Source organism: Streptomyces sp. NPDC054975 (genome assembly GCF_053609105.1).
Genome location: NZ_JBSGWV010000006.1, coordinates 200,088 through 225,364, shown reverse-complemented (window position 1 = coordinate 225,364; position 25,277 = coordinate 200,088). Strand labels below are relative to the sequence as shown.

22 protein-coding genes are annotated in these 25,277 nt (G+C 70.6%); 6 read left to right on the top strand and 16 right to left on the bottom strand.

Annotated features, from left to right (window positions below; translation table 11 throughout):
• Positions 1 to 149 precede the first annotated feature (149 nt).
• Together glmS and ACWF79_RS10345 are read right to left on the bottom strand one after the other, a co-directional pair.
• Positions 150 to 1,967: a glutamine--fructose-6-phosphate transaminase (isomerizing) gene (gene glmS, locus ACWF79_RS10350; RefSeq protein ID WP_453727634.1), complete on the bottom strand. Its 1,818-nt coding sequence runs from the start codon at positions 1,965 to 1,967 to the stop codon at positions 150 to 152.
• Positions 1,968 to 2,022: 55 nt separating this feature from the next.
• Positions 2,023 to 2,298, bottom strand: coding sequence for a hypothetical protein (locus tag ACWF79_RS10345; RefSeq protein ID WP_356599054.1), 276 nt, complete (start codon positions 2,296 to 2,298; stop codon positions 2,023 to 2,025).
• A gap of 192 nt (positions 2,299 to 2,490) precedes the next feature.
• Between ACWF79_RS10345 and ACWF79_RS10340 the strand changes: the two genes are divergently transcribed.
• Positions 2,491 to 4,119 (top strand): beta-N-acetylhexosaminidase, encoded by a 1,629-nt coding sequence (locus ACWF79_RS10340; protein ID WP_453727633.1) that lies wholly within the window; start codon positions 2,491 to 2,493, stop codon positions 4,117 to 4,119.
• A gap of 79 nt (positions 4,120 to 4,198) precedes the next feature.
• Here ACWF79_RS10340 and ACWF79_RS10335 read toward each other — a convergent pair whose 3' ends face one another.
• The 7 genes from ACWF79_RS10335 to ACWF79_RS10305 form a co-directional block, all read right to left on the bottom strand.
• The gene (locus ACWF79_RS10335) at positions 4,199 to 5,986 is read right to left on the bottom strand and encodes an IucA/IucC family protein (protein WP_453727632.1); all 1,788 of its coding nucleotides are present in this window, start codon (positions 5,984 to 5,986) and stop codon (positions 4,199 to 4,201) included.
• Positions 5,983 to 6,513 carry a GNAT family N-acetyltransferase gene (locus tag ACWF79_RS10330; protein WP_453727631.1) on the bottom strand — a complete coding sequence of 177 codons (531 nt, stop codon included), beginning with the start codon at positions 6,511 to 6,513 and terminating at the stop codon, positions 5,983 to 5,985. The genes ACWF79_RS10335 and ACWF79_RS10330 overlap by 4 nt, the downstream gene beginning before the upstream one ends.
• Positions 6,510 to 7,799: a lysine N(6)-hydroxylase/L-ornithine N(5)-oxygenase family protein gene (locus tag ACWF79_RS10325; RefSeq protein ID WP_453727630.1), complete on the bottom strand. Its 1,290-nt coding sequence runs from the start codon at positions 7,797 to 7,799 to the stop codon at positions 6,510 to 6,512. The genes ACWF79_RS10330 and ACWF79_RS10325 overlap by 4 nt, the downstream gene beginning before the upstream one ends.
• Positions 7,786 to 9,255 carry a pyridoxal phosphate-dependent decarboxylase family protein gene (locus ACWF79_RS10320; protein ID WP_453727629.1) on the bottom strand — a complete coding sequence of 490 codons (1,470 nt, stop codon included), beginning with the start codon at positions 9,253 to 9,255 and terminating at the stop codon, positions 7,786 to 7,788. The genes ACWF79_RS10325 and ACWF79_RS10320 overlap by 14 nt, the downstream gene beginning before the upstream one ends.
• Before the next feature lie 152 nt (positions 9,256 to 9,407).
• Positions 9,408 to 10,271 (bottom strand): siderophore-interacting protein, encoded by an 864-nt coding sequence (locus ACWF79_RS10315; RefSeq protein ID WP_453727628.1) that lies wholly within the window; start codon positions 10,269 to 10,271, stop codon positions 9,408 to 9,410.
• Between the two features lie 3 nt (positions 10,272 to 10,274).
• Positions 10,275 to 11,333 (bottom strand): ABC transporter substrate-binding protein, encoded by a 1,059-nt coding sequence (locus ACWF79_RS10310; protein ID WP_453727627.1) that lies wholly within the window; start codon positions 11,331 to 11,333, stop codon positions 10,275 to 10,277.
• Between the two features lie 68 nt (positions 11,334 to 11,401).
• Positions 11,402 to 11,842, bottom strand: a complete 441-nt coding sequence (locus ACWF79_RS10305; RefSeq protein ID WP_453727626.1) for an ATP-binding protein — start codon at positions 11,840 to 11,842, stop codon at positions 11,402 to 11,404.
• Positions 11,843 to 11,926: 84 nt separating this feature from the next.
• On the opposite strand from ACWF79_RS10305, the gene ACWF79_RS10300 reads away from it, so the two are divergent.
• The 3 genes from ACWF79_RS10300 to ACWF79_RS10290 all read left to right on the top strand — a co-directional run bounded on the left by ACWF79_RS10300 (position 11,927) and on the right by ACWF79_RS10290 (position 14,637).
• Complete coding sequence (locus ACWF79_RS10300; protein WP_453727625.1) at positions 11,927 to 12,775, top strand: helix-turn-helix domain-containing protein; 849 nt, start codon at positions 11,927 to 11,929, stop codon at positions 12,773 to 12,775.
• A complete protein-coding gene (locus tag ACWF79_RS10295) occupies positions 12,735 to 13,013 on the top strand; it encodes a DUF397 domain-containing protein (RefSeq protein WP_453727624.1) in 279 nt (92 codons plus the stop codon). The genes ACWF79_RS10300 and ACWF79_RS10295 overlap by 41 nt, the downstream gene beginning before the upstream one ends.
• 109 nt (positions 13,014 to 13,122) lie before the next feature.
• On the top strand, positions 13,123 to 14,637 hold the full coding sequence (locus ACWF79_RS10290; protein WP_453727623.1) for a hypothetical protein: 1,515 nt from the start codon (positions 13,123 to 13,125) through the stop codon (positions 14,635 to 14,637).
• Here the strand turns inward: ACWF79_RS10290 and ACWF79_RS10285 are convergent.
• From ACWF79_RS10285 to ACWF79_RS10270, 4 genes are read right to left on the bottom strand one after another with little or no spacing between them, the layout of a single operon-like run.
• Positions 14,595 to 15,755, bottom strand: a complete 1,161-nt coding sequence (locus ACWF79_RS10285; protein ID WP_453727622.1) for an acyl-CoA dehydrogenase family protein — start codon at positions 15,753 to 15,755, stop codon at positions 14,595 to 14,597. The genes ACWF79_RS10290 and ACWF79_RS10285 overlap by 43 nt on opposite strands.
• 8 nt (positions 15,756 to 15,763) lie before the next feature.
• Positions 15,764 to 16,699 carry a hydroxymethylglutaryl-CoA lyase gene (locus tag ACWF79_RS10280; RefSeq protein WP_453727621.1) on the bottom strand — a complete coding sequence of 312 codons (936 nt, stop codon included), beginning with the start codon at positions 16,697 to 16,699 and terminating at the stop codon, positions 15,764 to 15,766.
• Positions 16,696 to 18,738 carry an ATP-binding protein gene (locus ACWF79_RS10275; protein WP_453727620.1) on the bottom strand — a complete coding sequence of 681 codons (2,043 nt, stop codon included), beginning with the start codon at positions 18,736 to 18,738 and terminating at the stop codon, positions 16,696 to 16,698. Before ACWF79_RS10275 ends, ACWF79_RS10280 begins: the two co-directional genes overlap by 4 nt.
• Positions 18,739 to 18,746: 8 nt before the next feature.
• Positions 18,747 to 20,354: a carboxyl transferase domain-containing protein gene (locus ACWF79_RS10270; protein ID WP_453727619.1), complete on the bottom strand. Its 1,608-nt coding sequence runs from the start codon at positions 20,352 to 20,354 to the stop codon at positions 18,747 to 18,749.
• 87 nt (positions 20,355 to 20,441) lie between these two features.
• On the opposite strand from ACWF79_RS10270, the gene ACWF79_RS10265 reads away from it, so the two are divergent.
• Positions 20,442 to 21,029: an SACE_7040 family transcriptional regulator gene (locus ACWF79_RS10265; RefSeq protein WP_453727618.1), complete on the top strand. Its 588-nt coding sequence runs from the start codon at positions 20,442 to 20,444 to the stop codon at positions 21,027 to 21,029.
• Positions 21,030 to 21,091: 62 nt separating this feature from the next.
• Complete coding sequence (locus tag ACWF79_RS10260) at positions 21,092 to 21,865, top strand: phosphatase (RefSeq protein WP_453727617.1); 774 nt, start codon at positions 21,092 to 21,094, stop codon at positions 21,863 to 21,865.
• 86 nt (positions 21,866 to 21,951) lie between these two features.
• On the opposite strand, the gene ACWF79_RS10255 is transcribed toward ACWF79_RS10260, so the two are convergent.
• The 3 genes from ACWF79_RS10255 to ACWF79_RS10245 form a co-directional block, all read right to left on the bottom strand.
• Complete coding sequence (locus ACWF79_RS10255; protein WP_453727616.1) at positions 21,952 to 22,812, bottom strand: acyl-CoA thioesterase; 861 nt, start codon at positions 22,810 to 22,812, stop codon at positions 21,952 to 21,954.
• Positions 22,813 to 23,970: an acyl-CoA dehydrogenase family protein gene (locus ACWF79_RS10250; RefSeq protein WP_453727615.1), complete on the bottom strand. Its 1,158-nt coding sequence runs from the start codon at positions 23,968 to 23,970 to the stop codon at positions 22,813 to 22,815. It lies immediately after the preceding gene.
• A 116-nt stretch (positions 23,971 to 24,086) separates the two neighbouring features.
• Positions 24,087 to 25,220 (bottom strand): helix-turn-helix domain-containing protein, encoded by a 1,134-nt coding sequence (locus ACWF79_RS10245; protein ID WP_453727614.1) that lies wholly within the window; start codon positions 25,218 to 25,220, stop codon positions 24,087 to 24,089.
• Positions 25,221 to 25,277 lie beyond the last annotated feature (57 nt).

Below are 25,277 nucleotides of genomic sequence, written 5' to 3'. Positions count from 1 at the left end.
CGCACCGGTGAGGTGCGCGGGGACCGCTCGTGTGTCCGGCCGGGCGGCCGCCCTCCGGGGACAGGTCCGGAATGTGGGCGGACGGGCTTTCCCGGCCGTGGTCGAGAGCTCGCGCTCCGGGTGACAGGCCCGGAGGCGGCCTGAGGCTGCTACTCGACCGTGACGGACTTGGCCAGGTTGCGCGGCTTGTCGATGTCGCGGCCCATGGCGAGCGCCGTGTGGTAGGCGAGGAGCTGGAGCGGGATGCCCATCAGGATCGGGTCCAGCTCGTCCTCGTTCTTCGGCACGACGATGGTGTGGTCGGCCTTCGCCTGCGGCTGGTGCGCGACCGCGAGGATGCGGCCGCTGCGGGCCTTGATCTCCTCCAGGGCGGCGCGGTTCTTCTCCAGCAGGTCGTCGTCGGGGACGATTGCGACCGTCGGCAGCGCCGGCTCGATCAGCGCGAGCGGACCGTGCTTCAGCTCGGAGGCCGGGTACGCCTCGGCGTGGATGTAGGAGATCTCCTTGAGCTTCAGGGAGGCCTCCAGGGCGACGGGGTAGCCCCGCACGCGCCCGATGAACATCATCGACTGGGCGCCCGCGTACGCCTCGGCGATCTTCTTGATCTCGTCCTCGGTCTCGAGGATCTCGCTGATCTGGCCGGGCAGCTTGCGCAGGCCCTCGATGATCCGCTTGCCGTCGGTCACCGACAGGTCGCGGATGCGGCCCAGGTGCAGGGCGATCAGGGCGAAGGCGGTCACCGTGTTGGTGAAGCACTTGGTGGAGACGACGCAGACCTCCGGGCCGGCGTGCACGTACACGCCGCCGTCGGCCTCGCGGGCGATGGCCGAGCCGACCACGTTGACGACGCCGATGACGCGGGCGCCCTTGCGCTTCAGCTCCTGCACGGCGGCGAGCACGTCGTAGGTCTCACCGGACTGGGAGACGGCGATGTAGAGGGTGTCGGGGTCCACGACCGGGTTGCGGTAGCGGAACTCCGAGGCCGGCTCGGCGTCGGCGGGGATGCGGGCCATGGACTCGATGAGCCCGGCGCCGATGAGGCCGGCGTGGTACGAGGTGCCGCAGCCGAGGATCTTGATCCGGCGGATGGAGCGGGCCTCGCGGGCGTCCAGGTTCAGGCCGCCCAGGTGGACGGTGGAGAACCGGTCGTCGATCCGGCCGCGCAGCACGCGGTCGACCGCGTCGGGCTGCTCGGAGATCTCCTTGTGCATGTACGTGTCGTGGCCGCCCATGTCGTAGGAGGCGGCCTCCCACTCCACGGTCTCGGGGGTCGCGGTGGTGGTCGCGCCCGAGGTCGTGTAGGTGCGGAAGTCGTCGGCCTTGAGGGTGGCCATCTCGCCGTCGTCGAGGGTGACGACCTGGCGGGTGTGGGCGATCAGGGCGGCGACGTCGGAGGCGACGAACATCTCCTTCTCGCCGATGCCGAGGACGACCGGGGAGCCGTTGCGGGCCACCACGATGCGGTCGTTGAACTCGGCGTGCATGACGGCGATGCCGTAGGTGCCCTCGATGACCTTGAGCGCCTCGCGGACCTTCTCCTCCAGGGTGGTGGCCTGGGAGCGGGCGATGAGGTGGGTGATGACCTCGGTGTCCGTCTCGGAGGCGAAGACGACGCCGTCGGCCTCCAGCTTGGCGCGGAGCTCCTGGGCGTTGTCCACGATGCCGTTGTGGACGACCGCGACCTTGTTCTCGGGGTCCAGGTGCGGGTGCGAGTTGATGTCGCTCGGCGCGCCGTGGGTGGCCCAGCGGGTGTGGGCGATGCCGGTGGTGCCGGTGAAGCGCTTGGGCACGCGGGCTTCCAGGTCACGGACCCGGCCCTTGGCCTTGACCATCTTCAGGCCGGTGGCCTTCGGGCTGGTGATGACGATGCCGGCGGAGTCGTACCCCCGGTACTCCAGCCGCTGCAGGCCTTCCAGCAGCAGCGGGGCCACGTCGCGCTTTCCGATGTAACCGACAATTCCGCACATAAAGGTCTTACCCCTCCAGGTTGGTGAACGTGCTCCGTCGTGACGCCGTCTTGGCTCAGCCGTAGACGATGCGGCGTAGCTGCCGGAGCGAGAGCTCCGGTGGCGCCACGGCGCGGTGCGGCAGCTCGGCCGCGATGCGTTCGAAGATCTCGGCGTTCACGGCGCCCCCGGACTGAAGCTCCCGGTGGCGGCGACGGACGTAGTCCTCGGTCGACTCGTCGAAGTACGCCAGCACGTCGAGCACCACCCGGGCGGCCTCACCGCGCTGAAGCGCGGTGCTGCGCACCAGGTGGTCGATGAGGTCGTCATGCGACGGGCGGCGATCGAGCACCTGTGAATACTGAGGGGTACCCCCGGGACTTCGCAAGAATCCTGCCCGAATCCGGGCAGATGACTTCATGATCGCGGCCCTGGGGGCGAAATTGGTCTACACCTTGACCGTGTAAGTGGTCCACGGTACGCATGGTGACTGTTCGGATACGCATACCCACAGCCGCGAAGCCCATCGAAAGGGACCAAGTCTGTGAGACAGCGCAGAACGCTTCCCCGCGTGCTCGGCGCCCTGCTGCTCCTTACGGCGGCCGGGATCTCCTGCGTCGGAGCCGCCCCCGCCTCCCCCGCCGCCGACGCCGGAGGCGTCGACACCACCACCCGTCCGCTCGGCCAGATCGTCCCCGTCCCGGCCTCCGTGACCCCGGCCGGCCAGCCGTACACGATCAACGCCGCCACCCACATCCGGATCGACGAGAACTCCCGCGACGCCCGAGCCGTCGCGGAGTACCTCGCCGGGATCCTGCGCCCGTCCACCGGCCATCCCCTGTGGGTCGTCGACGAGGACGACGCGCGCGGCGGCATCCGGCTCCGCCTCAGCGGCGGGGAGAAGGCGCTCGGCGACGAGGGCTACCGCCTGCAGTCCGGACCCACCGGCATCACCCTCACGGCCCACCGGCCCGCCGGGCTCTTCCGCGGTGTGCAGACCCTGCGCCAGCAGCTCCCGGCCGCCGTCGAGAAGAAGACCGTCCACCCCGGGCCCTGGAAGGTCGCCGGCGGCACCATCACCGACACCCCGCGCTACGCCTACCGCGGCGCGATGCTCGACGTCTCCCGCCACTTCCTCACCGTCGAGCAGGTCAAGCGGTACATCGACCAGATCGCCCTCTACAAGATCAACAAGCTGCACCTGCACCTCTCCGACGACCAGGGCTGGCGCATCGCCGTCGACTCCTGGCCCCGGCTCACCACCTACGGCGGCTCCACCCAGGTCGGCGGCGGCCCCGGCGGCTACTACACGAAGGACGAGTACAAGGAGATCGTGCGGTACGCGGCCTCCCGCCACCAGGAGGTCGTCCCCGAGATCGACCTGCCCGGCCACACCAACGCCGCCCTCGCCTCGTACGCCGAGCTGAACTGCGACGGCGTCGCCCCGCCGCTCTACACCGGCACCGCCGTCGGCTTCAGCTCCCTGTGTGTGCCGAAGGCCATCACGTACGACTTCGTGGACGACGTCATCCGCGAGGTCGCGGAGCTCACCCCCGGGAAGTACCTCCACATCGGCGGTGACGAGGCGCACTCCACCAGCGACGAGGACTACGTGGCCTTCATGGAGAAGGTCCAGCCGGTCGTCGCCAAGTACGGCAAGACCGTCATCGGCTGGCACCAGCTCACCGCCGCCACGCCCGCCAAGGGCGCGCTCGCCCAGTACTGGGGCCTCGACCGCACGAGCGCGGCGGAGAAGGAACAGGTCGCCGCGGCCGCGCGGAACGGCACCGGACTGATCCTGTCGCCGGCCGACCGGGTCTACCTCGACATGAAGTACGACAAGGACACCAGGCTCGGCCTCGCCTGGGCCGGCTACGTCGAGGTCCAGCGCTCCTACGACTGGGACCCGGCCGCCTACCTCCCCGGCGCGCCCTCCGAGGCCGTCAAGGGCGTCGAGGCGCCACTGTGGACGGAGACCATCTCCGAGAACGAGCACATCGACCAGATGGCCTTCCCGCGCCTGCCGGGCGTGGCCGAACTGGGCTGGTCCCCGGCGGCCACGCACGACTGGGCGACGTACCGGACGCGGCTCGCCGCGCAGGGGCCGCGCTTCGAGGCGCTCGGGATCGACTACTACCGGTCGGCGCAGGTGCCGTGGCCCGCGGCGCGGTGAAGACACCGAGGAAATGACGGGCGCCCCCGGAGGACCGTACTCCGGGGGCGCCCGCCCGTTCATGCCGTGAACCGCGCGATCATGACGCGAAACGTGCGATCGGGTTCACCAGGTCGCCGACCAGCTGGAGCGCCGCCGACGGGTCCGAGAGGTCCACCATCTGCCTGTTGTTCCGCAGCTGGAGGCGGTTGAGCGCGGAGAGCGCGAAGGTCTCCGCGAACATGTCGTAACGCTCGAACTTCTCCGCCAGCTCCGGCTTCGACTCCTGGTACGCGCGCACGCACTCCGCGACCGTCCGCCAGAAGGCGTCCTCCGTGAGCGTGCCCTCCGCCGCCAGCGTCGCCGCGAAGAAGCGGAAGAAGCAGTCGAAGACGTCCGTGAAGATCGACAGCAGCTTCATGTCCTCGGGGACGTCGGCCCGGATCCGCTCCACCGCCGGCGGCAGCACCGCCGTCGGGTCCATCACGCAGATCTCCTCGGCGATGTCCTTGAACACCGCCCGGACCACCGCGCCCTGCTCGTCGAGGACCAGGATCACGTTCTCGCCGTGCGGCATGTAGACCAGGTCGTACGCGTAGAAGCTGTGCAGCAGCGGCAGCAGGTACGCGTCGAGGTATCCGCGCAGCCACTCCGTCGGCTCCAGGCCCGAGTCCCTGATCAGGGCGGCGGCGAACGACGCGCCCGCGTGGTCGACATGGAGCAGCGAGGCCATCGTCGCGAGCCGCTCGCCCGGCGCGAGCGACGCCACCGGCGACTCGCGCCAGAGCGCGGCGAGCATCTTGCGGTACGGGGAGTAGCGGTCGGTGGCCGCCTCGTACTCCAGGTGCCGGTAGCCGACCGCCGCCCGCTCGCGGATGATCGAGAAACGGGCCTCCTTGAAGACGGAGTCGGCGTCGATCAGCCCGGCCAGCCAGTCGTTGATCGCCGGGGTCGCCTCCATGTACGCCGCCGAGAGCCCGCGCATGAAGCCCATGTTGAGGACGGAGATCGCCGTCTTCACGTAGTGCTTGGCGGGGTCGGAGGTGTTGAAGAAGGTACGGATCGACTGCTGCGCCAGGTACGCGTCGTCGCCCTCGCCCAGGTACACCAGGCGCTGCTGCGCGACCTCGGCGGCGAAGGTGACGGACAGCTTGTTCCACCACTGCCAGGGGTGGACCGGCATCAGCAGGTAGTCGGCCAGGTCCAGGCCCTGCTCGGCGAGGGTCGCGGCGAAGCCGTCGACCGCGCGGTCGCCCAGCTCGGCGCGGACGAAGCTCTCGTACTCGATGTCCGCGCAGGCCGAGAAGGTGGCGCGGTCGCGCCGCGCGGCCAGCCAGACGAGGCGGATCGGGGCGGCGGCCTCGGGGGCGTACGCGTGGTACTCGTCGATGCCGAAGCCGAGCCGGCCGTTGTTGGCGACGAAGCAGGGGTGGCCCTCGGTCATCCCGGTCTCGATCGCCTGGAAGTCCGCGCGGGCCAGCTCGGCGGCGGTCACGGGCGGCTTGGTCGCCTTGTAGGCCGTACCGGACAGGGTGGAGGAGATCTCCTCCAGGTAGACCGGCAGGACCTCGTCGCTCAGACCGAGCGCGCCGCGCAGCTCGGTGACGAACTGGAGCGCGTCCAGCGGGAGGTGCTGGTCGCCGCGGTGGCGGCTGATCGACTCGGCGTCGACCTGCCAGTGGTCGAGCGCGTACCGGTCGGCGGTGAAGCGGTACTCGACCGTGCCGTCGTCGCTGAGGACCCGGTAGCGGCTCTCTCCCAGCTCCTGCGGGTTGAGGAGGCGCTCGTGGGCGAACTCGGCGAGGCCCTTGCGGATCAGCGCGCGGTTGGCGTCGGCCCAGCGGGCGGGGGTGAGGTGGGCCACGGGGTTCACGTGCGGACTCTTCATATGCTCGCTCCCACGGCGGCCTCGAACTGGGCGCGGGTGCAGAAGGACAGCAGCGCCTTCTTCTCCGGCTTCTGGATCTCACGCTCGGGCACGAAGCCGACGGCCTCGTTGAGCGCGTGGACGGCCTTGTTGGCCACGTCCGGCTCGACGACGACCCGCTCGGTCGCCGGGTCGTCGAACAGCTCGCGCATCACGGCGGTGATGACCCGGCGGGTGAAGCCGTGGACGGGGGTGTCGGTGGGCGCGACGAGGAAGTGCATGCCGACGTCGCCCGGCTGCGGCTCGTACAGGCCGACCAGCTCCAGCTGGGAGGGGTCGTACCGCTCCATGAGGATCGCGGGCTGCTCGTCCACCAGGCCGATGTACGCCTGGTGGTGCGGGTTGGCGGCGAACGCCATGTACTCGCGCTCGACGTCCTGCAGTTTCGCGTCCTGCATCATCCAGAAGGCGGCCTTGGGGTGCGTGACCCAGGCGTGGATCAGCTCGGCGTCCGCGAGGGGGTCGAGGGGGCGGAAGCGGATGCTCATACGGCGAACTCCTGGAACGCGATGGTCTTCTCGACGGGGTAGTACTCGCGGCCCAGCATCGCTCCGATGATGTACGCGTTGCGGTACGCACCCATGCCCAGGTCGGGCGAGGTGATGGAGTGGGTGTGGACGCTCGCGTTCTGCAGGAAGACGCCGCGCCCCGTGGTGTCGATGGAGTAGTTGCGGGCCACGTCGAAGCGGCCCTGGGAGTCCCAGCGGAGCCGGTCGCGGACCGGCTCCAGGAACGCGGGGACGGCGTACTTGTAGCCGGTCGCGAGAATCAGGCCCTCGGTCTCCAGCGTGAACTCCTTCTCCTGCTCCTCCTGGTGGAAGCCGAGCGTGTACGTACCGCTGGTGTCGTCGTACGCGGCGGAGTGCAGGGCCGAGTTGGTCAGCAGGCGAGTGGGGACCGGTCCGGCCAGGTTCTTCTGGTAGAGCAGGTCGAAGATGGCGTCGATCAGCTCGCCGTCGATGCCCTTGAAGAGGTTCTTCTGCTGGTTCTCCAGGCGGTAGCGGGTCTGCTCGGGCAGCGCGTGGAAGTAGTCCACGTACTCCGGCGAGGTCATCTCCAGCGTCAGCTTGGTGTACTCCAGCGGGAAGAAGCGCGGGGAGCGGGTCACCCAGTTCAGCCGGTAGCCGTGGACGTCGATCTCGGAGAGGAGGTCGTAGTAGATCTCCGCCGCGCTCTGGCCGCTGCCGACCAGGGTGATGGACTTCTTCTTCTGCAGCTCCGCCTTGTTGGGGACGTAGCGGGAGTTGTGGATCATGTCGCCGCCGAGGCCCTGGCAGGAGTCGGGGACGTACGGAGGCGTGCCGGTGCCCAGCACGAGCCGGCGGGCGCGGAACGTCTCGCCGCCCTCGGTCGCCACGACGTACTCCTCGCCGGCCTCGTCGTAGGAGACGGAGGCGACGGTGGTGGAGAAGCAGATGCTGCGGAGCTGGTCGGCGGCCCAGCGGCAGTAGTCGTTGTACTCCGTGCGCAGCGGGTAGAAGTTCTCGCGGATGTAGAAGGAGTAGAGCCGCTTCTTCTCCTTCAGATAGCTGAGGAAGGAGTACGGCGAGGTCGGGTCGGCGAGCGTGACGAGGTCCGACATGAACGGGGTCTGGAGGTGGGAGCCCTCCAGGAACATCCCGGAGTGCCACTCGAAGTCCGGCTTGGACTCCAGGAAGAGGCCGTTCAGCTCGTCGATCGGCTCGGTCAGGCAGGCGAGACCGAGGTTGAACGGACCGAGACCGATGCCGATGAAGTCGTACGTGGTCGTGGTGCTCGTATCAGGCGTGGACAAGGGTCTCTCCCAGGTACTGCTCGGCGTGGCCGGCGATCAGATCGAGGACGGCGGCGATGTCGGCCACGGTCGTCTCGGGGTTGAGCAAGGTGAACTTGAGGTACTGGCGGCCGTCGACCTTCGTCCCGGCGACGACGGCCTCGCCGGAGGCGAAGAGCGCCTTGCGGGCGTAGAGGTTGGCGCGGTCGATCTCGGCGGGCGAGGTGACGGCCTCGGGGATGTAGCGGTAGACGAGCGTGGACAGCTGCGGCTCGACGACCACGTCGTAGCGCGGGTCGGCGGCGAGCAGGTCGAAACCGGCCCGGGCCAGGTCGCAGACCTCGTCGAAGAGTTCGCCGACGCCGTCGGCGCCCATCACGCGCAGGGTCATCCAGAGCTTGAGCGCGTCGAAGCGGCGGGTGGTCTGGAGCGACTTGTCGACCTGGTTGGGGATCTGCTCGGCGACCGTCCGGGCCGACTGGCGCGGGTTGAGGTAGTCCGCGTGGTACGTGGCGTGGCGCAGGGTGGCCCCGTCCCGGACCAGGAGGGCGGAGGAGCTCACCGGCTGGAAGAAGGACTTGTGGAAGTCGACGGTGACGGAGTCGGCCCGCTCGATGCCGTCCAGGAGGTGGCGGCGGGTGGGGGAGGCGAGCAGTCCGCAGCCGTAGGCGGCGTCGACGTGCATCCACGCGCCGTACTCGTCGGCCAGGGCGGCGATCTCGTGCAGCGGGTCGATGGAGCCGAAGTCGGTGGTGCCGGCGGTGGCGACGATCGCCATCGGGGTCAGGCCCTCGGCGCGGCAGGCCTCCAGCTCGGCGGCGAGGACGACGGACTGCATGCGCCGCGTCCGGTCGACGGGTATGGAGACGACGGCGTCGGGGCCGAGGCCGAGGAGACCGGCGGACTTCTGGACGCTGAAGTGGCTGCAGTCGGAGGTGAAGACGCGGAGCTTGGAGAGGTCCGTGGTCTTCGCCTCCTGTCGGGCGAGGAGCAGGGCCTGGAGGTTGGACTGCGAACCGCCGCTGGTGAAGACGCCGTCGGCGGGGGACTGGCCGTCGGTGGACGGGCCGCCGAAGCCGATGCGGCTGGTGGTCCAGTCGATGAGCTTGCGCTCGATGAGCGTGCCGCCGGCGCTCTGGTCCCAGGTGTCGAGCGAGGAGTTGACCGCCGAGAGGACGGCCTCGCCGAGGACGGCGGGGATCACGACCGGGCAGTTGAGGTGGCCCAGGTAGCGGGGGTGGTGGAAGTACACCGCGTCGCGGAGGTAGACGCTCTCCAGCTCGTCGAGGGCGGCGGAGGAGTCGCCGAGCGGCTTGTCGAGGTCGACGGCGTCGATGGTGGGGGCCAGCTCGGCGGGGGTGACACCGGTGAACGGGCGGCGCGTCGTGGCGAGTTTGTTCGCCACCCGCTCGACTCCTTCGGTGACGGAGCGCCGGTAGCTCTCCGCCGTGGCGTCGTTGAGCAGGTGCGAGCGCATGGGGATGGTCCTCCGGACGGGGAGATGGGGGAGAAGTGAAGGGTGGGGAGGGCGGTACGAAAGTGAGGTTAGCCTAACCTAAGTTTGCGACGCAAAGGACCCCCCACCCAGGGAGGGTGAGGGGTCCTTCGCGTGCTGCGGGAGGGTGTGGGTCACACCCCTTCCGACGTCTCATCTGGCGTTTCGTCAGATGTCTCACGGAGGGCGTCCTCGGAAAGCCCCTTGCGCCAGTACCCCACGAACGTGACGCGCCTGCGGTCGAGTTCGCGATCGCGTACGAAGTGGCGGCGCAGTTCCTTCACCGAACCGGACTCGCCCGCGATCCAGACGTACGGGGACGATCCGGGAAGGTCGGCCGCGCGTACCGCGTCCAGGGCCGACGGCGCGCCCTCCTCCCGTACGAGCCAGGTGAGGGTGGCGTCGGCCTGGGTGGTCAGCTCGGCCCGGTCGCCGGAGAACGGGACTTCGAGGTAGACCTGCGCCCGGATCCCGGCCGGGAGCCACTCCAGGATCGCGGAGGCGGCCGGCAGGGCCGTCTCGTCCGCCCAGATGACGACGGAGTCGGCGTCGGGCGGGAGCTGGAAGCGGACGCCGGTGTTCTCGGCGACCGCCGGGCCGAGAACGACGACCTTGTCACCGGGCTTGGCCTGCTGGGCCCAGCGGCAGGCGGGGCCGCCATCCTCGTGCAGCGCGAAGTCGATGTCGACCTCGGGACGCGGCTCGGTGCGCTGCTCCCGGACGGTGTACGAGCGCATCACCGCGCGCTCGTCGTCCGGCATCGCGCGCCAGGCGCCCAGGATCGCGTACATGTCCGGGTCGTCCAGCGGCGGCAGGACGGGCCCCGGCTGGCCGGGGTGCGGCAGGAAGAGGGAGAGCGACTGGTCGCGCCCGCCGGAGGCGAAGGCCTTCAGGTCGTCGCCGGTGAAGGTCACGCGGACCAGGGACGGGCCGAGCCGCCTCGTCCGGTCGACCTGGAGGCAGAAGAACTGGAACGGGGCGGTCTCGGCGTTCGTCATGGGTCAGGAAACCTTCTTCGCGTTCTCCAGCGCCTTGGCCAGGTCCTCGAGGAGCGGGGCGCACTTGGCGTACGAGTAGATCGGCTCGGTCACGCGCGGGATGACCTGACCGGCCTTGACGGCGGGCAGTGCGGCCCAGGTCGGCTTGGCCTTGAGCGCCTCGGGCTGGAGGGCGGAGGTGCGGTTGTCGAGCATGATGATGTCGGCCTCGTACTTCCCGACGTTCTCCCAGCTCAGGCCCTCGAACCAGCCGCCCTGGTCGAGCTTGGTGGGCGTGACGATGTTGACGCCCAGCTCCTTGAAGTAGAGCGTGTCGGTCGGCCGGGCCGGGGTGGAGACGTAGAACAGGTCGGGGGAGCCGGAGCCGATCAGGACCTTGATGTCCTTCTTGCCCTTGGCGGCCTGCCGGACGCGCTCGGCGGCGGCCTCGAAGCGGGCCTTGTCGTCCTGGATCTGCTTGGTCTTCACATCGGCGCCGAGGGAGGCGGCGAGGTCGACGTGGCGCTGGAGCACGGCCGGCATGGACTTGTCGGAGGCCCACAGGGCGACGCTCGGGGCGATCTTGAGGATCTTGTCCTTCTGCTCGGCCGGGACGTACCAGAGGTCGTTCTTCTCCCACATGTCCGTGATGAGGAGGTCCGGGTTGAGCTTGAGGTACTCCTCGATCTTGAACTCGCCCCAGACGTTGCCGATGACCTTGACCTTGGCGATGTCGAGGTCGCCCGCCTGGACGTCCGGCTTCACCTCGCCCGTCTTCGGGTCCTTGACCGTCGTCGGGCCGAAGACGCCCTTGACCTCGATGCCGAAGTCCTTGAGGGCGGCGGCCATACCGGTGAAGGCGACGATGTTCTTCGGCGTGGACTTCACCTCGACGGCGGTGCCACGGTCGTCGGTGAACTTCCAGGGACCGGACTTCTCGGAGCCCTTCGCGGACGAGCCGCCGTCCTTGGTGTTGGCGTCCTTGGTGCCGCAGGCGGCGAGCGCGGCGCCGAGCCCGAGGGCTCCGCCTGCGGCGAGGAGACCGCGACGGGTGAGGGAGGTGGCTCGGGCGTTGCTGGGCATGGCGGGGTCGCTTTCGGTTCGGTGCGTGCCGGGAAGGCCGGGCAAGTCGAAGGTAGGTTAGCCTAACCTCAGGTGAATCTGGAGGGGTGGGTTCCGGGTAGTGGGCAGTTGCACTCGAACCAGACCGTTTTGCCGTCGGTGGACGGCTCCACGCCCCAGCGGTCTGTCACGGCTTCCACGAGGGTGAGTCCCCGTCCGCTCTCGGCGAGCGGGTCGGCCGTCTTGGCGTACAGGGGCCCGGGGGTTGCGTCGGAAACCTCCACCCGGAGGGCGTGCGGCTCGCGCAGGATCAGTACGGTGCAGCGCCGCCCCGGGACGTGCCGTACGACGTTGGCGACGAGTTCGGTGAGCGCGAGTTCGGCGGCGTCGGTGAGGTGGGCGAGGTCCCAACGGCTGAGGAACATGCGGAGGATGCGGCGCATGTGACCGGCGGAGTGCTCACCGGCGGTGAAGCCCATGCGGTAGCTGTTTCGAAGTTCCGCCGGATAGAGGTCAGTTGCGTGATTCATGCCACCAGCGTGCGGCGGCGTGGTTACGCTCGGCTACGGAGCGAAACGAACGCAGTGATGCGTGAGCTTGGGGGTGACCTCGTCGTGGTCAACATCCGCAGTCTGGATCCGAGTGCCTCGCCGCTGGACTATTACGGCTCGGAACTCCGCCGGTTGAGGGAGGAGGCGGGGCTGAACCAGCAGCAGTTGGGCGACATCGTCTACTGCACGGCGTCGCTGATCGGCCAGATAGAGACGGCGAAGAAGGTCCCCACGCGCGAGTTCTCGGAGCGGCTGGACGCGGCGCTGATGACGGGCGGGTTGTTCTCGCGGTTGGTGGGGTTGGTTCTGAAGAGCCAGTTGCCCAGCTGGTTCCAGCCGTATGCGGAGATGGAGGCGAAGGCGGCTTACATCTCGACGTATCAGGCGCAGGTGGTCTACGGCTTGCTCCAGACGGACGGGTACGCGAGGGCGGTGCTCGGTGCGCGGACTGTGGACGACCTCGACACCAAGGTCGCCGCGCGTATGGAGCGCCAGCGCATCCTGGACCGGGAGACCGCGCCGTTGGTCTGGCTGGTGATGAGCGAGGCGGTGCTGCGCCAGGAGATCGGCGGACGTGCGCTCATGCGGAACCAACTCGCCCACCTGTTGGCCATGCAGGAACGGGAGTGGGTCAAGATCCAGGTCTTGCCGTTCGAGGCCGGGGCGCATGCGGGACTGATGGGATCGTTCAACCTGCTGCGGTTCGAGGATGACCCGGACATCGTCTACACGGAGGACTTCGTCCAAGGCCACATGACGGCCAATCCGGCCGCTTTCAGGGAAGGTTCACTCCGTTACGATCACCTGAGGGCCTCCGCCCTCTCCGTGGAGGACTCGACAGCACTGATCGCCCTCGTCATGGAGGAACACTATGGGGACCAACCAGAACCTGACGGGCGCACGCTGGCGTAAGTCCTCGTACAGCGGCGACACTGGCGGCGACTGCATCGAGTGCGCCCCACTCGGCACCGCCACGTGGCGCAAGTCCTCCTACAGCGGCGACACCGGCGGCGAGTGCATCGAGGTCGCCGACCTCACCGCCCACGTCGCCGTTCGGGACTCCAAGAACCCCGAGGGCCCCGTCTTCCTGGCGAGCCCCGCCGCGTTCACCGCGTTCGTGACCGCCACGGCCGAGGGGCTCTTCGGCTGACCTGGCACAGGGCCCTCGGGGGTCGGCGCTACTCCTGACGAGGCGACGGAGGCGGGCCTTGCGGCGCGCCGCGCCGATAAGGGTGCGGGGGCGTCGCAGGGTGGGCGGGGTGATCACCGTCGACACCGCTGCCGATTCCTCCGATTCGCACGTCCGCGCGGCCGTCGCCGACCGGGCGTACTGGTTGGTGGGGCTCGCCGTGGTTTTCAGCCTTGTTCAGCTGGTTCTGGTCGTGCCTGGGGCCGGGCTGGGGTGGGACGAGGCCGTCTATGTGAGCCAGGTGGGGGGTAACGCCCCGCCGGCGTTCTTCAGCGCGCCTCGGGCTCGGGGTGTGTCGTACCTTGTCGCGCCGGTTGCTGTCTTCACCGGCTCCACCAGCGCGATCCGTGTCTACCTCGCTGTGCTGTCCGGGGTGGGACTGTGGGGGGCGCTGCGGGTCTGGCGGGGGATTCTGCCTGTGTCGGTGCTGACCGTGGGGGGTGCTCTGTTCGCCGGGTTGTGGGTCACGCTCTTCTACGGGCCGCGTGTGATGCCCAATCTGTGGTGTGCGTTCGGGGCGCTCGCGGCGGTGGGGTTGTTTGTGCGGGTGGTGCGGGGAGGGCGCGCGGCGGTCCTGGGGCTCGGGGGTGTCGTGGCCGGGGTGATGCTCTTCCGGCCCGGGGACGGGGTCTGGCTCGCTCTGCCGCTCTGCGTGGCCGCTGTGGTGATGAGCGTCCGGGGTGGGGTGGCTGTGGTGGGCGGTGCGGTCCTCGGGGCCGTGCCGTGGGTTGTCGAGGCGTACGCGCGTTACGGGGGTCTCGCCGCGCGGTTGCGGCGGGCCGGGGAGATCCAGGGCCACCTGGGCTGGTATCTGTCCGTGGACGACCATGTCCGGGCGCTGGCCGGGCGTACCCTGTGCCGGCCCTGCGACGTGGCGTGGGAGCACCCCGTCACGGCGGTGTGGTGGCTGTTGCTGCCCGTGGTGGTGGTTGTGGGGGTCGTAGCCGCGTTCCGGGGCGGGCGGGGCGTTCCTGTGCTGCTCGCGACCGTCACTGCCGTGTCGATGGCCGGGCCGTATCTCTTGACCGTGGGCTATGCCGCTCCCCGTTTTCTGCTGCCTGCCTATGCGCTGCTGGCTCTGGCCGTGGGGGAGGGCGTGCGGTGCCTGGTCGGGGTCCGCTGGCGGGCGGCGGTCGTCGGTGTCTGTCTGGTCGGGCATCTGGCGGTGCAGTACGCCGTGCTTGACCGGGCCGTGAGCAACAGCCGGTCCGTGCGGGAGCAGTTCACTGGGATCGCGGCGGCCTTGCATGATGCCGGTGTGCGGCCGCCCTGTCTGGTCAGTGGGCTTGAGTACGTGATGGTCGGCTATTACGCGGGGTGTTCCAGCCGTCAGACGCGCGGGCACGACGCGAGCATCACGGTGGGGGGCATCGTCTCGGCCGCGCGGCGGATGCCGGTCGCCGTTGTCGTGCCTGCCGGGGCCGCGCCGCCGTCCTATGTGCGGGGGTGGCGGGTTGTGCCGTTGCCGGCGGCGCGGGGGTGGGAGCGGTACGACGCCTACGTGAGTGGGCCCGCCACCCCGGGAGGGGTGGCGGGCGTCGGTCAGGCGGAGAGGCCCAGCTCGCGGGCGATCAGCATGCGCTGAACCTCGCTCGTGCCCTCGCCGATCTCCAGGATCTTGGAGTCGCGCCACATGCGGGCCACGGGGTACTCGTTCATGAAGCCGTAGCCGCCGTGGATCTGGGTCGCCTCGCGGGCGTTGTCGACCGCGACGGTGGAGGAGTACAGCTTCGCCAGCGCCGCCTCCTTCTTGAACGGCTCGCCGAGGACGAGGCGCGAGGCGGCGTCGCGCCAGCCGATGCGGGCCATGTGGGCCCGCATCTCCATGTCGGCGATCTTGAACTGGATGGCCTGGTTGTCGCCGATCGGGCGGCCGAAGGCGTGACGTTCCTTCGCGTACTTCACGGACTCGTCCACACAGCCCTGGGCAAGGCCGGTCGCGAGGGCCGAGATGGCGATCCGGCCCTCGTCGAGGATGCGGAGGAACTGGGCGTAGCCCCGGCCTTCGTCACCGAGCAGGTTCTCGGCGGGCACGCGGACGTTGTCGAAGGACAGTTCGCGGGTGTCCGAGGCGTTCCAGCCGACCTTGGAGTAGGGCGCGGCGACCGTGAAGCCCGGGGTGCCCGAGGGGACGATGATCGAGGAGATCAGGGGGCGGCCGTCAGGCTTGCGGCCGGTGACGGCGGTGACGGTGACCAGGCCCGTGATGTCCGTACCGGAGTTCGTGATGAAGCACTTCGAGCCGTTGATGACCCAGTCGTCGCCGTCGCGGACGGCGGTGGTGCGGGTGCCGCCGGCGTCGCTGCCCGCGCCGGGCTCGGTCAGGCCGAAGGCGCCCAGGATCTCGCCCGAGCACATCCGGGGGAGCCACTCCTGCTTCTGCTCCTCGGTGCCGAAGCGGTAGACGGGCATCGCGCCGAGCGAGACACCGGCCTCCAGGGTGATGGCCACGGAGGAGTCGACGCGGGCGAGCTCTTCGAGCGCGATGCCGAGGGCGAGGTAGTCGCCGCCCATGCCGCCGTACTCCTCCGGGAAGGGCAGGCCGAAGAGGCCCATGCGGCCCATCTCGCGGACGATCTCGTACGGGAACTCGTGGCGCTCGTAGTAGTCGCCGATCTTCGGGGCGACGACGTCGTGCGCGAACTCCTCCACGGTGCGGCGGAGTTCCTCGTGCTCTTCGGAGAGCCGGTGGTCGAGGGACATGGGTGACGTCACTCCTTGTGGGAGAGGGCGCGGACGGTACGGGACGGGCTCGGTCGGCCCAGTTGTTCGGCCATCCACGCGCTGGTGGCGGTGAGGGCGGCCAGATCGACCCCGGTCTCGATGCCGAGGCCGTCGAGCATCCACACGAGGTCCTCGGTGGCGAGGTTGCCGGTGGCGCTCTTGGCGTACGGGCAGCCGCCGAGGCCGCCGGCGGAGGCGTCGACGGTGGTGACGCCGTGCTGGAGGGCGGCGAGGGTGTTGGAGAGGGCCTGGCCGTAGGTGTCGTGGAAGTGGACGGCCAGGCGGGATGTGGGTACGCCGGCGTCGTTCAGGCTCTGGAGCAGGTGGGTGACGTGGCCCGGGGTGGCCACTCCGATGGTGTCGCCGAGGCTCAGTTCGTCGCAGCCCATGTCGGCGAGGGCCTTGGTGACGCGGACGACCTGCTCGACGGGGACCGGGCCCTCCCAGGGGTCGCCGAAGCACATGGAGAGGTAGCCGCGGATGCGCAGGCCCTGCTCTATGGCCCGGGTGACGACGGGCTCGAACATGGCGAGGGCCTCGTCGACGGTCCGGTTGAGGTTGGCCTTCGCGAAGGACTCGGTGGCCGAGGCGAAGACGGCGACCTCGCGCGCGCCGAGGGCGAGGGCGCGGTCGAGGCCGCGCTCGTTCGGCACGAGGACAGGAAGGCGCGCCCGCACGTCCTTGAGGAGCGGGAACAGGTCTTCGGCGTCGGCCAGCTGGGGCACCCACTTGGGGTGGACGAAGCTGGTCGCCTCCACGGTGGAGAGCCCGGCGGCGGCGAGCCTGCGGACGAACTCGGCCTTCGTGGCGGTCGGGACGACGGTCTTCTCGTTCTGGAGCCCGTCGCGCGGCCCGACCTCGTGGATCCGGACCCGGGCGGGGAGCCCGGGGGCGGGCACGCGCATGGGCAGGCCCGTGGTCATGATTCCTCCCTGGGGGCCACCACGGCGAGGATCTGGTCCATGGCGACGGTGGAGCCGGGGGTGACGTCCAGCTCGGTGACGGTGCCGGCGTGCGGGGCGGAGATGACGTGCTCCATCTTCATGGCCTCGACGACGAGCAGGCTCTGCCCGGCCTCGACCTGGTCCCCGACCGCGACCTTGACGACCGTGACGGTCCCCGGCATGGGCGCGGCGAGCGTGTCGGCCCCGCCGTGCCGGGCGCCGGTGAGGGCGGCGGCGACGGGGTCGTGGTCCTGAAGGTGCCAGGAGTCCCCGTCCCGTCCGAGCCACAGCCCCTCCGGGGAGGGGGCGAGGTGGAAGTGGTGGACGACCCCGTCGAGGTGAACGGTCACGTGGTCGGCGGTGACCTCCCCGACCGCGCCCCTTCCCGCAGTACCGATCGGCGGCTCCGCCGCGGGCGCGTCGCCGAGCAGAAGCTCCGCCGTCCCGGCCGTGCCGCGCACGCGGGCCGTCACCGGGTCGTGGCCCGGGACGCGGAAGTGGTGCGGGGTCCAGGCCGGTTGGCCGCCCAGGCGCCAGCCGGAGCGCGCGTCGAAGGGATCCCCCCAGCCCTCGGCAGACCCGCGGCGGAGCCGCTGATCGGCGCTGCGGGAAGGGGCGGGGTGGGGGAACTGCCGCAGCAGCGCCGCCGCCGCGTAGACCTCCGGCGGGACCGAGCCCTCCACCAGGCCGTCCGCGTCCCGCTCCACCAAGCCCGTGTCCAAGTCACCCGCGACCACCGACTCGTGCGCCAGCAGTCTCCGCAGGAAGCCCGCGTTCGTCTGGACGCCCAGGGTGACCGTGTCCGCGAGGGCCGCGCGGAGGCGGCGGAGGGCCGTGGGGCGGTCCTTCGCGTGGACGATGACCTTCGAGAGCATCGGGTCGTAGAGGCTGCCGACCTCCGTGCCCTCGGTCAGGCCCGAGTCCGTGCGGACGCCGTCGCCCGACGGCTCGCGCAGGGACAGGACCGTGCCGCCCGACGGGAGGAAGCCCCGCGAGGGGTCCTCCGCGCAGATGCGGGCCTCGATGGCCCAGCCGTCCAGGCGGACGTCCGACTGGGCGAAGGCCAGCTTCTCGCCGGCCGCCACCCGGAGTTGCCACTCGACCAGGTCGATGCCCGTGATGAGCTCGGTGACCGGGTGCTCCACCTGGAGGCGGGTGTTCATCTCCATGAAGTAGTACGAGGAGGGGTCCACGCCCGGCACGATGAACTCGACCGTGCCCGCGCCCACATAGCCGCACGAGCGGGCCGCCTCGACCGCCGCCGCGCCCATCGACGCCCGGATCTCCGGGGTCAGCAGGACGCTCGGGGCCTCTTCGATGATCTTCTGGTGGCGGCGCTGGAGCGAGCACTCGCGCTCGCCCAGGTGCACCACGTTGCCATGGCCGTCCGCCAGGACCTGGATCTCGATGTGCCGGGGGCGGTCGATCCACCGCTCCACCAGGAGCGTGTCGTCGCCGAACGAGGAACGGGCCTCGCGGCGGGCCGCCGCGATCTCGTCCTCCAGCGTCGACAGGTCGCGGACAAGACGCATGCCCTTTCCGCCGCCGCCCGCCGAGGGCTTCAGCAGGACCGGTGCGCCCAACTCCCGGGCCGCGTCCACGATGTCCGGGTCCGCCGCGCCCGGTACCACCGGGACGCCCGCGGCCTTCACCGTCTCCTTCGCCCGGATCTTGTCGCCCATCAGGGAGATCGCCGAGGCCGGCGGGCCGATGAAGGTCAGGCCCGCCTCTTCGCACGCCTGCGCGAAGCCGGCGTTCTCCGCGAGGAAGCCGTAGCCGGGGTGCACCGCCTGCGCGCCCGTGCGGCGGGCCGCGTCGAGGAGCGCCTCGACCGAGAGGTAGCTCTCCGAGGCCGGTGGCGGTCCGATCCGTACCGCCGTGTCCGCCTCCCGTACGTGACGGGCCTCCGCGTCCGCGTCGCTGTACACCGCCACCGAGCGGACGCCGAGCGCGCGAAGGGTGCGGATGACGCGGACCGCGATCTCGCCGCGGTTGGCGACGAGCACTGTGTCGAACATGGACTCCCTCACATCCGGAAGACGCCGAACTGGGGGTCACCCAGGGGCGCGTTGGCACAGGCCGTCAGGGCGAGGCCCACCACCTGGCGGGTCTCCATCGGGTCGATGACCCCGTCGTCCCAGAGGCGGGCGCTCGCGTAGTAGGCGTTGCCCTGGGTCTCGTACTGCGCGCGGATCGGGGCCTTGAAGGCCTCCTCGTCCTCCGCGCTCCACTCGTCGCCGAGCTGGTCCCGCTTGACGGTCGCGAGGACGGACGCCGCCTGCTCGCCGCCCATGACCGAGATCTTGGCGTTGGGCCACATCCACAGGAAGCGCGGGGAGTACGCCCGGCCGCACATCGAGTAGTTGCCCGCGCCGTACGAGCCGCCGACGACCACCGTCAGCTTCGGCACGCGCGTGGTCGCCACCGCCGTGACCATCTTGGCGCCGTGCTTGGCGATGCCGCCGGCCTCGTAGTCCTTGCCGACCATGAAGCCGGAGATGTTCTGGAGGAAGAGGAGCGGGATGCCGCGCTGGTCGCACAGCTCGATGAAGTGCGCGCCCTTCTGGGCGGATTCGGAGAACAGGATGCCGTTGTTGGCGACGATCCCCACCGGGTGGCCGTGGATCCGGGCGAAGCCGGTGACCAGCGTCTGCCCGTACTCCGCCTTGAACTCCTGGAAGCGGGAGGCGTCCACGATCCGCGCGATGACCTCACGGACGTCGTACGGGGTGCGGGAGTCCACCGGCACCGCGCCGTAGAGCCCCGCCGGGTCGACCTTCGGCTCCTCGACGGGCTCCACCGACCAGGGCAGGGCCCCGCGCGCGGGGAGCGTCGCGACGATGTTGCGGACGATCCGGAGGGCGTGCGCGTCGTCCTCGGCGAGGTGGTCGGTGACTCCGGACGTACGGGAGTGCACCTCGCCGCCGCCCAGCTCCTCCGCCGTGACGACCTCGCCGGTCGCGGCCTTCACCAGCGGCGGTCCGCCGAGGAAGATCGTGCCCTGGTTCCGTACGATCACGGCCTCGTCGCTCATCGCCGGGACGTACGCGCCACCGGCCGTGCACGAGCCGAGGACGGCGGCGATCTGCGGGATGCCCGCGCCGGACATCCGTGCCTGGTTGTAGAAGATCCGGCCGAAGTGCTCCCGGTCCGGGAAGACCTCGTCCTGCATCGGCAGGAACGCGCCGCCGGAGTCCACCAGGTAGAGGCAGGGGAGACGATTCTCCAGCGCCACCTCCTGGGCCCGCAGGTGCTTCTTCACCGTCATCGGGTAGTACGTGCCGCCCTTGACGGTCGCGTCGTTGGCGACGATCACGCACTCGCGTCCACTGACCCGGCCGATGCCCGCGATGACCCCGGCGGCCGGGGCCGCGTCGCCGTACATGCCGTTCGCGGCGAGCGGCGCGAGCTCCAGGAACGGGGAACCCGGGTCCAGGAGCGTGTCCACGCGGTCGCGCGGCAGCAGCTTGCCCCGCGCGGTGTGCCGGGCGCGGGCCTTCTCGCCGCCGCCGAGCGCGACCGCGGCGAGCTTGGCGCGGAGCGTGGCCGTCAGCTCCTCGTGCGCCGCCTCGTTGGCCTGCCAGGCCGCCGACGCGGGATCTGCCGCGCTCGTCAGCACAGGTGCCTGCTGCATCCCTCGAGCTCCCTTGCTCGGTTAATGAGCGTTAACGTATGTCGTTCAGGTTAACGACCGCTAACCCCATTGTCTAGAATCGATTCCATGACCACCACCGCCAGGACCGACGCCCCCACGCGACGCGAGCAGATCCTCAAGGAGGCCGCTCGCCTCTTCGCCGAGCGCGGTTTCCACGGCGTGGGCGTCGACGAGATAGGGGCCGCGGTCGGCATCAGCGGCCCCGGGCTCTACCGCCACTTCCCGGGCAAGGACGCGATGCTCGCGGAGCTGCTCGTCGGGATCAGCGAGCGCCTCCTGGACGGTGGCCGACTGCGGGTGGGCGACGCCGCCGACGATCCGCGGGCGCTGCTCGGGGCGCTCATCGACGGGCACATCGACTTCGCGCTCGACGACCGGCCGCTGATCACCCTGCACGACCGGGAGCTGGACCGGCTCAAGGACGAGGACCGCAAGCGGGTCCGTCAGCTGCAGCGGCAGTACGTGGAGCTGTGGGTGACGGTCGTACGGGAGCTGTACCCGGCGGCCGGCGAGTCCGAGGCGCGGGCCGCCGTGCACGCCGTCTTCGGCCTGCTGAACTCGACACCGCACCTCGCCGCGTTGGGACGCGGGGCCATGGAGGAGCTGCTCAGGCGTCTGGCGCACGGAGCGTTCCAAGCGCTGGCGGAGGCGTAGCCTCCGGTCCACGGGGTGGAAACGGGCCGCCGCCGCCCCGGCGGCCCGGCAGAATGAGCACCATGCCGATACTCAGTCGCCCCGCCCTTGTCGAGCACCTCGTACGGACCCGGATCGCGGGAGACGTCGCCACGCCGCGCGACAACAACCTCTCCCACTACCGCAAGCTCGCCAACGGCGACCGGCACTACTGGCTCGGCCTGGAGCTCGGGGACCGGTGGACCGACGAGCAGGACGTGCTCGCCGTGATGGCCGAGCGGTGCGGGGTGAACGACGACCCCGCCCACCGCACCGGGCAGGACACCATCGACCCCGAGCTGACCGTCGACGCCCTCGACCGGGCGGCCGCCCGGCTGCGCAAGGCCGCCGCGGGGAAGCAGCGGGTGCTCTTCGCGACCGGGCACCCGGGCTCGCTGATCGACGCCCACAGCCGGGTCGCCGCCGCGCTACGGGCCCAGGGCTGCGACATCGTACGGATCCCCGGCGGGCTCACCGCCGACGAGGGGTACGTCGTGCAGTTCGCGGACGTGGCCGTCTTCGAGCGGGGCGCGACGCTCTGGCACACCCATTCGCCGGAGCCCATGAACGCGATCCTGGACGCGCTCGGCGAGGACGGCCGGCCGGACCTCGTCGTCGCCGACCACGGCTGGGCGGGCCGCGCGGGCCAGCGCGGGATCGACTCCGTCGGCTACGCCGACTGCAACGACCCGGCGCTCTTCATCGGCGAGGCCGAGGGCACGATGCAGGTCACGATCCCCCTGGACGACCACGTCCTGGACCCCCGCTTCTACGAGCCCCTCACCGACTACCTGCTGGACGCGTCGGGCCTCGGCTGACCCCCGGCCCCGCCGCGGGCGGTCGTCCCGCCGGGCGGCGGCGACGGCTCGCAGGGGGCGGTCATGTGCGACGGGCCGTCGGGTCGTCAGCGCGGGACGCGGACGACACCTTCCTGGATGACGGAGATCGCCAGCTGCCCGTCCTGCGTGTAGATGCGGGCCTGGCCCAGGCCCCGCCCGCCCGAGGCGGACGGCGACTCCTGGTCGTACAGCAGCCATTCGTCGGCCCGGAACGGACGGTGGAACCACATGGCGTGGTCCAGCGACGCCCCGACGACGTCCCCGACCGCCCAGCCGCCCCGCCCGTGGGCGAGCAGCACCGAGTCGAGCAGCGTCATGTCGGAGACGTACGTCGCCAGGCAGACGTGCAGCAGCGGGTCGTCCGCCAGCTTGCCGTTCGTGCGGAACCAGACCTGCGAGCGCGGCTCGCGCGGCTCACCGACCGAGCCCCAGGGCGGCGTGTCGACGTACCGCAGGTCCACCGCCGCCCGCGCCTCGACGAGCCGTGCGGCGACGTCCGCCGGGAGGTGCCGGGGCAGCATCTCGGCGGCCGTCGGCAGGGACTCCGGGTCCGGCGCGGCGGGCATCACGTACTGGTGCTCCAGCCCCTCCTCGTACGTCTGGAAGGACGCGGAGAGGTGGAAGATCGGCTGCCCGTGCTGGACGGCGACGACCCGCCGGGTGGTGAAGGAGCGGCCGTCGCGGATCCGGTCGACCGTGTACACGATCGGCGCGCCCGGGTCCCCCGCACGCAGGAAGTACGCGTGCAGGGAGTGCGCGAGACGGTCGCCGGGGACGGTCCGCCCCGCCGCCACCAGCGCCTGGGCGGCCACCTGGCCGCCGAAGACGCGGGGGACGAGCGCGGAGCGGGACTCGCCCCGGAAGAAGTCCTGCTCGATCTGCTCCAGGTCGAGCAGATCGAGCAGGGAGTCGAGCGCCTCGGGCACTTACAGACCCATCGACTTCGCGATGATCGACTTCATGATCTCGCTGGTGCCGCCGTAGATGCGGTTGACGCGGTTGTCGGCGTACAGGCGCGCGATCGGGTACTCGTTCATGTAGCCGTAGCCGCCGTGGAGCTGGAGGCAGCGGTCGATGACGCGGTGCGCGACCTCGCTGCAGAAGAGCTTGGCGCTCGCGGCCTCGGCCGGGGTCAGCTCGCCCGCGTCCAGGGCCTCCAGGGCGCGGTCGGCGACGGCCTCGGCCGCGTCCACCTCGGCCTGGCAGGCGGCCAGTTCGAACTTGGTGTTCTGGAAGTGCGCGACCGGCTTGCCGAAGACCGTGCGGTCCGTGACGTACTGCTGGGCGAAGCGGACGGCGGCCTTGGCCTGCGCGTAGGCGCCGAAGGCGATGCCCCAGCGCTCGGAGGCCAGGTTGTGGCCGAGGTAGTAGAAGCCCTTGCCCTCCTCGCCGAGGAGGTCCTCGACCGGCACCTTCACGTCGACGAACGCCAGCTCGGCGGTGTCGGAGGTGCGCAGGCCGAGCTTGTCCAGCTTGCGGCCGATGGAGTAGCCCTCGGACTTGGTGTCCACGGCGAAGAGGGAGATGCCGAAGCGGCGGTCCTCGGCCGTCGGGGCGGACGTACGGGCGCAGACGATCACGCGGTCGGCGTGGACGCCACCGGTGATGAAGGTCTTGGCGCCGTTGAGGACGTAGTGCGTGCCGTCCTCGGAGAGCTTGGCGGTGGTCTTCATGCCCGCGACGTCGGAGCCGGTGCCCGGCTCGGTCATCGCCAGCGCCCACATCTCCTCGCCGGTGACGAACTTCGAGAGGTAGCGCTTCTTCTGCTCGTCGGTGGCGAGCATCTTGATGTACGGCAGGGCGAGCAGCACGTGCACGCCGGAGCCGCCGAACTGCACGCCCGCGCGCGAGGTCTCCTCGTAGAGGACGGCCTCGAACTTGTGGGTGTCCAGGCCCGCGCCGCCGAACTCCTCGGGGACGTTGATGCCGAAGATGCCCAGCTCGCCGAGCTTCTCGTAGAACTCGCGCGGCGCCTGGCCCGCGGCGAACCACTCGTCGTAGACGGGGACGACCTCGGCCTCGATGAAGGCGCGGATGGTCTCCCGGAACGCCTCGTGGTCCTCGTTGAATACGGTACGGCGCACGAGCCGCCTCCTTCGGAGTCCTGGACATAAGTCTAAGCGCTTGCTCAGTCAAGTTACCCATCGGTTCTTATCGCTGTCCAGGGCTGAGCGCCCAGGGTTGCCCACATCACGTCGGGTCAGGGCGCGGTGGTCCAGCGGCGGCCCACGGTGTCGTACGCGTACACCGGTCCCTTGAGCGCGCTCGTACGGAACGGACGGCCGCCGTCGTCGATCCGGACCGTGCCGGAACGGCCCGCGCCGCTCCACTCCAACTCCAGGTACCAGCGGCAGTCGCAGCCGGCCGTCCGGGCGTCGATCAACAGCTCCTCCGGTTCGGCGGCGCTGACCGCGTACGGGAAGGAGACGGCCGGGAGCGTCCGGCCCTCCTCCCCTGAGGCGTCGTACCCGTCCAACGCCCGCGCCACGGGCCGCGGCCGGTCCAGGTCCACCTCGAAACGGCGCGGCGTCACCGCCCCGCCGCACCCGTCGTCCATCCGGTACGCCGCCCATGGCAGCGGCGCGGCCCGCTCCACCACCCGCACGTGCAGCGCCTGGAGGACCACAGCCGCCGCACCCTTCCCCTGCACCGACACGCGCACCAGCGTCTCCCCGCCGTGCACGGCCCCCTGCGTCGTCGCCCAGCTCCGCGCGTCGGCCGCCTCCGGCGGGGGAGGGGGCGTCCGCTCCACGAGGTAGGAGTGCCCGCACCCGTTCTTCCAGATGTGCGAGGCGACCGTCCACGTCAGCGGCGCCGGTGGTTCGGTGGCCCGCTCCCGGGTCTTCCCGGGCAGCAGTACGGCTCCGAGCGTCACCATCCCCGCGACCGCCACCGCCCCGCCGACCACGCCCATCCACCCCCACCGGCGCCTGCGCCACTCGGACGGGAGGCCCGGCACGCGCGTGTGCACGGGTGGTTCCAGCTCGGGCTCGGGCGGCGCCTGCGGGGCCGATGCGGGCTTCGGAGCCGGCTTCACCTCCGGAGCCGGCTTCGGCTCAGCGCCGGGTTCCGGCGCCGGAGGGCGGCGGGCGCCGTCCGCGCGGGTCCAGGCCCCCTCCAGGTCCCGCCGCTCCCCCTCGTCCGCCCCGCACAGCACGGCGAGGCGGTCGACCACGGCGAACTCCTCCGGGACGGTCGCGCCCGAGCAGTAGCGGTGGAGGGTGGACGCGCTGACGCTCAGGCGCCGGCCCAGCGCCTCGTAACTCCTCCCGTCCCGCGCCTTCAGCGTGCGCATGAGCCGCGCGAACTCGTCGACAGCGGCGTCCTTCGGCATTCCATCCCCCTCGACCCTGCGTCCCACCCTTCACGTCCTTGCACGTCAGTGGGGGTG

Coding starts and splice junctions, on each gene's coding strand:
- ACWF79_RS10320 (WP_453727629.1), bottom strand. CDS start 9,255: ATGCGCTCGCACCTGCTCAACGACGCCACGGCGGAGAGCTACCGGCGC.
- ACWF79_RS10330 (WP_453727631.1), bottom strand. CDS start 6,513: ATGAGCATCCGCTTCCGCCCCCTCGACCCCCTCGCGGACGCCGAGCTG.
- ACWF79_RS10270 (WP_453727619.1), bottom strand. CDS start 20,354: ATGCAGCAGGCACCTGTGCTGACGAGCGCGGCAGATCCCGCGTCGGCG.
- ACWF79_RS10285 (WP_453727622.1), bottom strand. CDS start 15,755: ATGTCCCTCGACCACCGGCTCTCCGAAGAGCACGAGGAACTCCGCCGC.
- glmS (WP_453727634.1), bottom strand. CDS start 1,967: ATGTGCGGAATTGTCGGTTACATCGGAAAGCGCGACGTGGCCCCGCTG.
- ACWF79_RS10265 (WP_453727618.1), top strand. CDS start 20,442: ATGACCACCACCGCCAGGACCGACGCCCCCACGCGACGCGAGCAGATC.
- ACWF79_RS10315 (WP_453727628.1), bottom strand. CDS start 10,271: ATGACGAACGCCGAGACCGCCCCGTTCCAGTTCTTCTGCCTCCAGGTC.
- ACWF79_RS10280 (WP_453727621.1), bottom strand. CDS start 16,699: ATGACCACGGGCCTGCCCATGCGCGTGCCCGCCCCCGGGCTCCCCGCC.
- ACWF79_RS10295 (WP_453727624.1), top strand. CDS start 12,735: ATGGGGACCAACCAGAACCTGACGGGCGCACGCTGGCGTAAGTCCTCG.
- ACWF79_RS10245 (WP_453727614.1), bottom strand. CDS start 25,220: ATGCCGAAGGACGCCGCTGTCGACGAGTTCGCGCGGCTCATGCGCACG.
- ACWF79_RS10310 (WP_453727627.1), bottom strand. CDS start 11,333: ATGCCCAGCAACGCCCGAGCCACCTCCCTCACCCGTCGCGGTCTCCTC.
- ACWF79_RS10275 (WP_453727620.1), bottom strand. CDS start 18,738: ATGTTCGACACAGTGCTCGTCGCCAACCGCGGCGAGATCGCGGTCCGC.
- ACWF79_RS10260 (WP_453727617.1), top strand. CDS start 21,092: ATGCCGATACTCAGTCGCCCCGCCCTTGTCGAGCACCTCGTACGGACC.
- ACWF79_RS10305 (WP_453727626.1), bottom strand. CDS start 11,842: ATGAATCACGCAACTGACCTCTATCCGGCGGAACTTCGAAACAGCTAC.
- ACWF79_RS10335 (WP_453727632.1), bottom strand. CDS start 5,986: ATGAAGAGTCCGCACGTGAACCCCGTGGCCCACCTCACCCCCGCCCGC.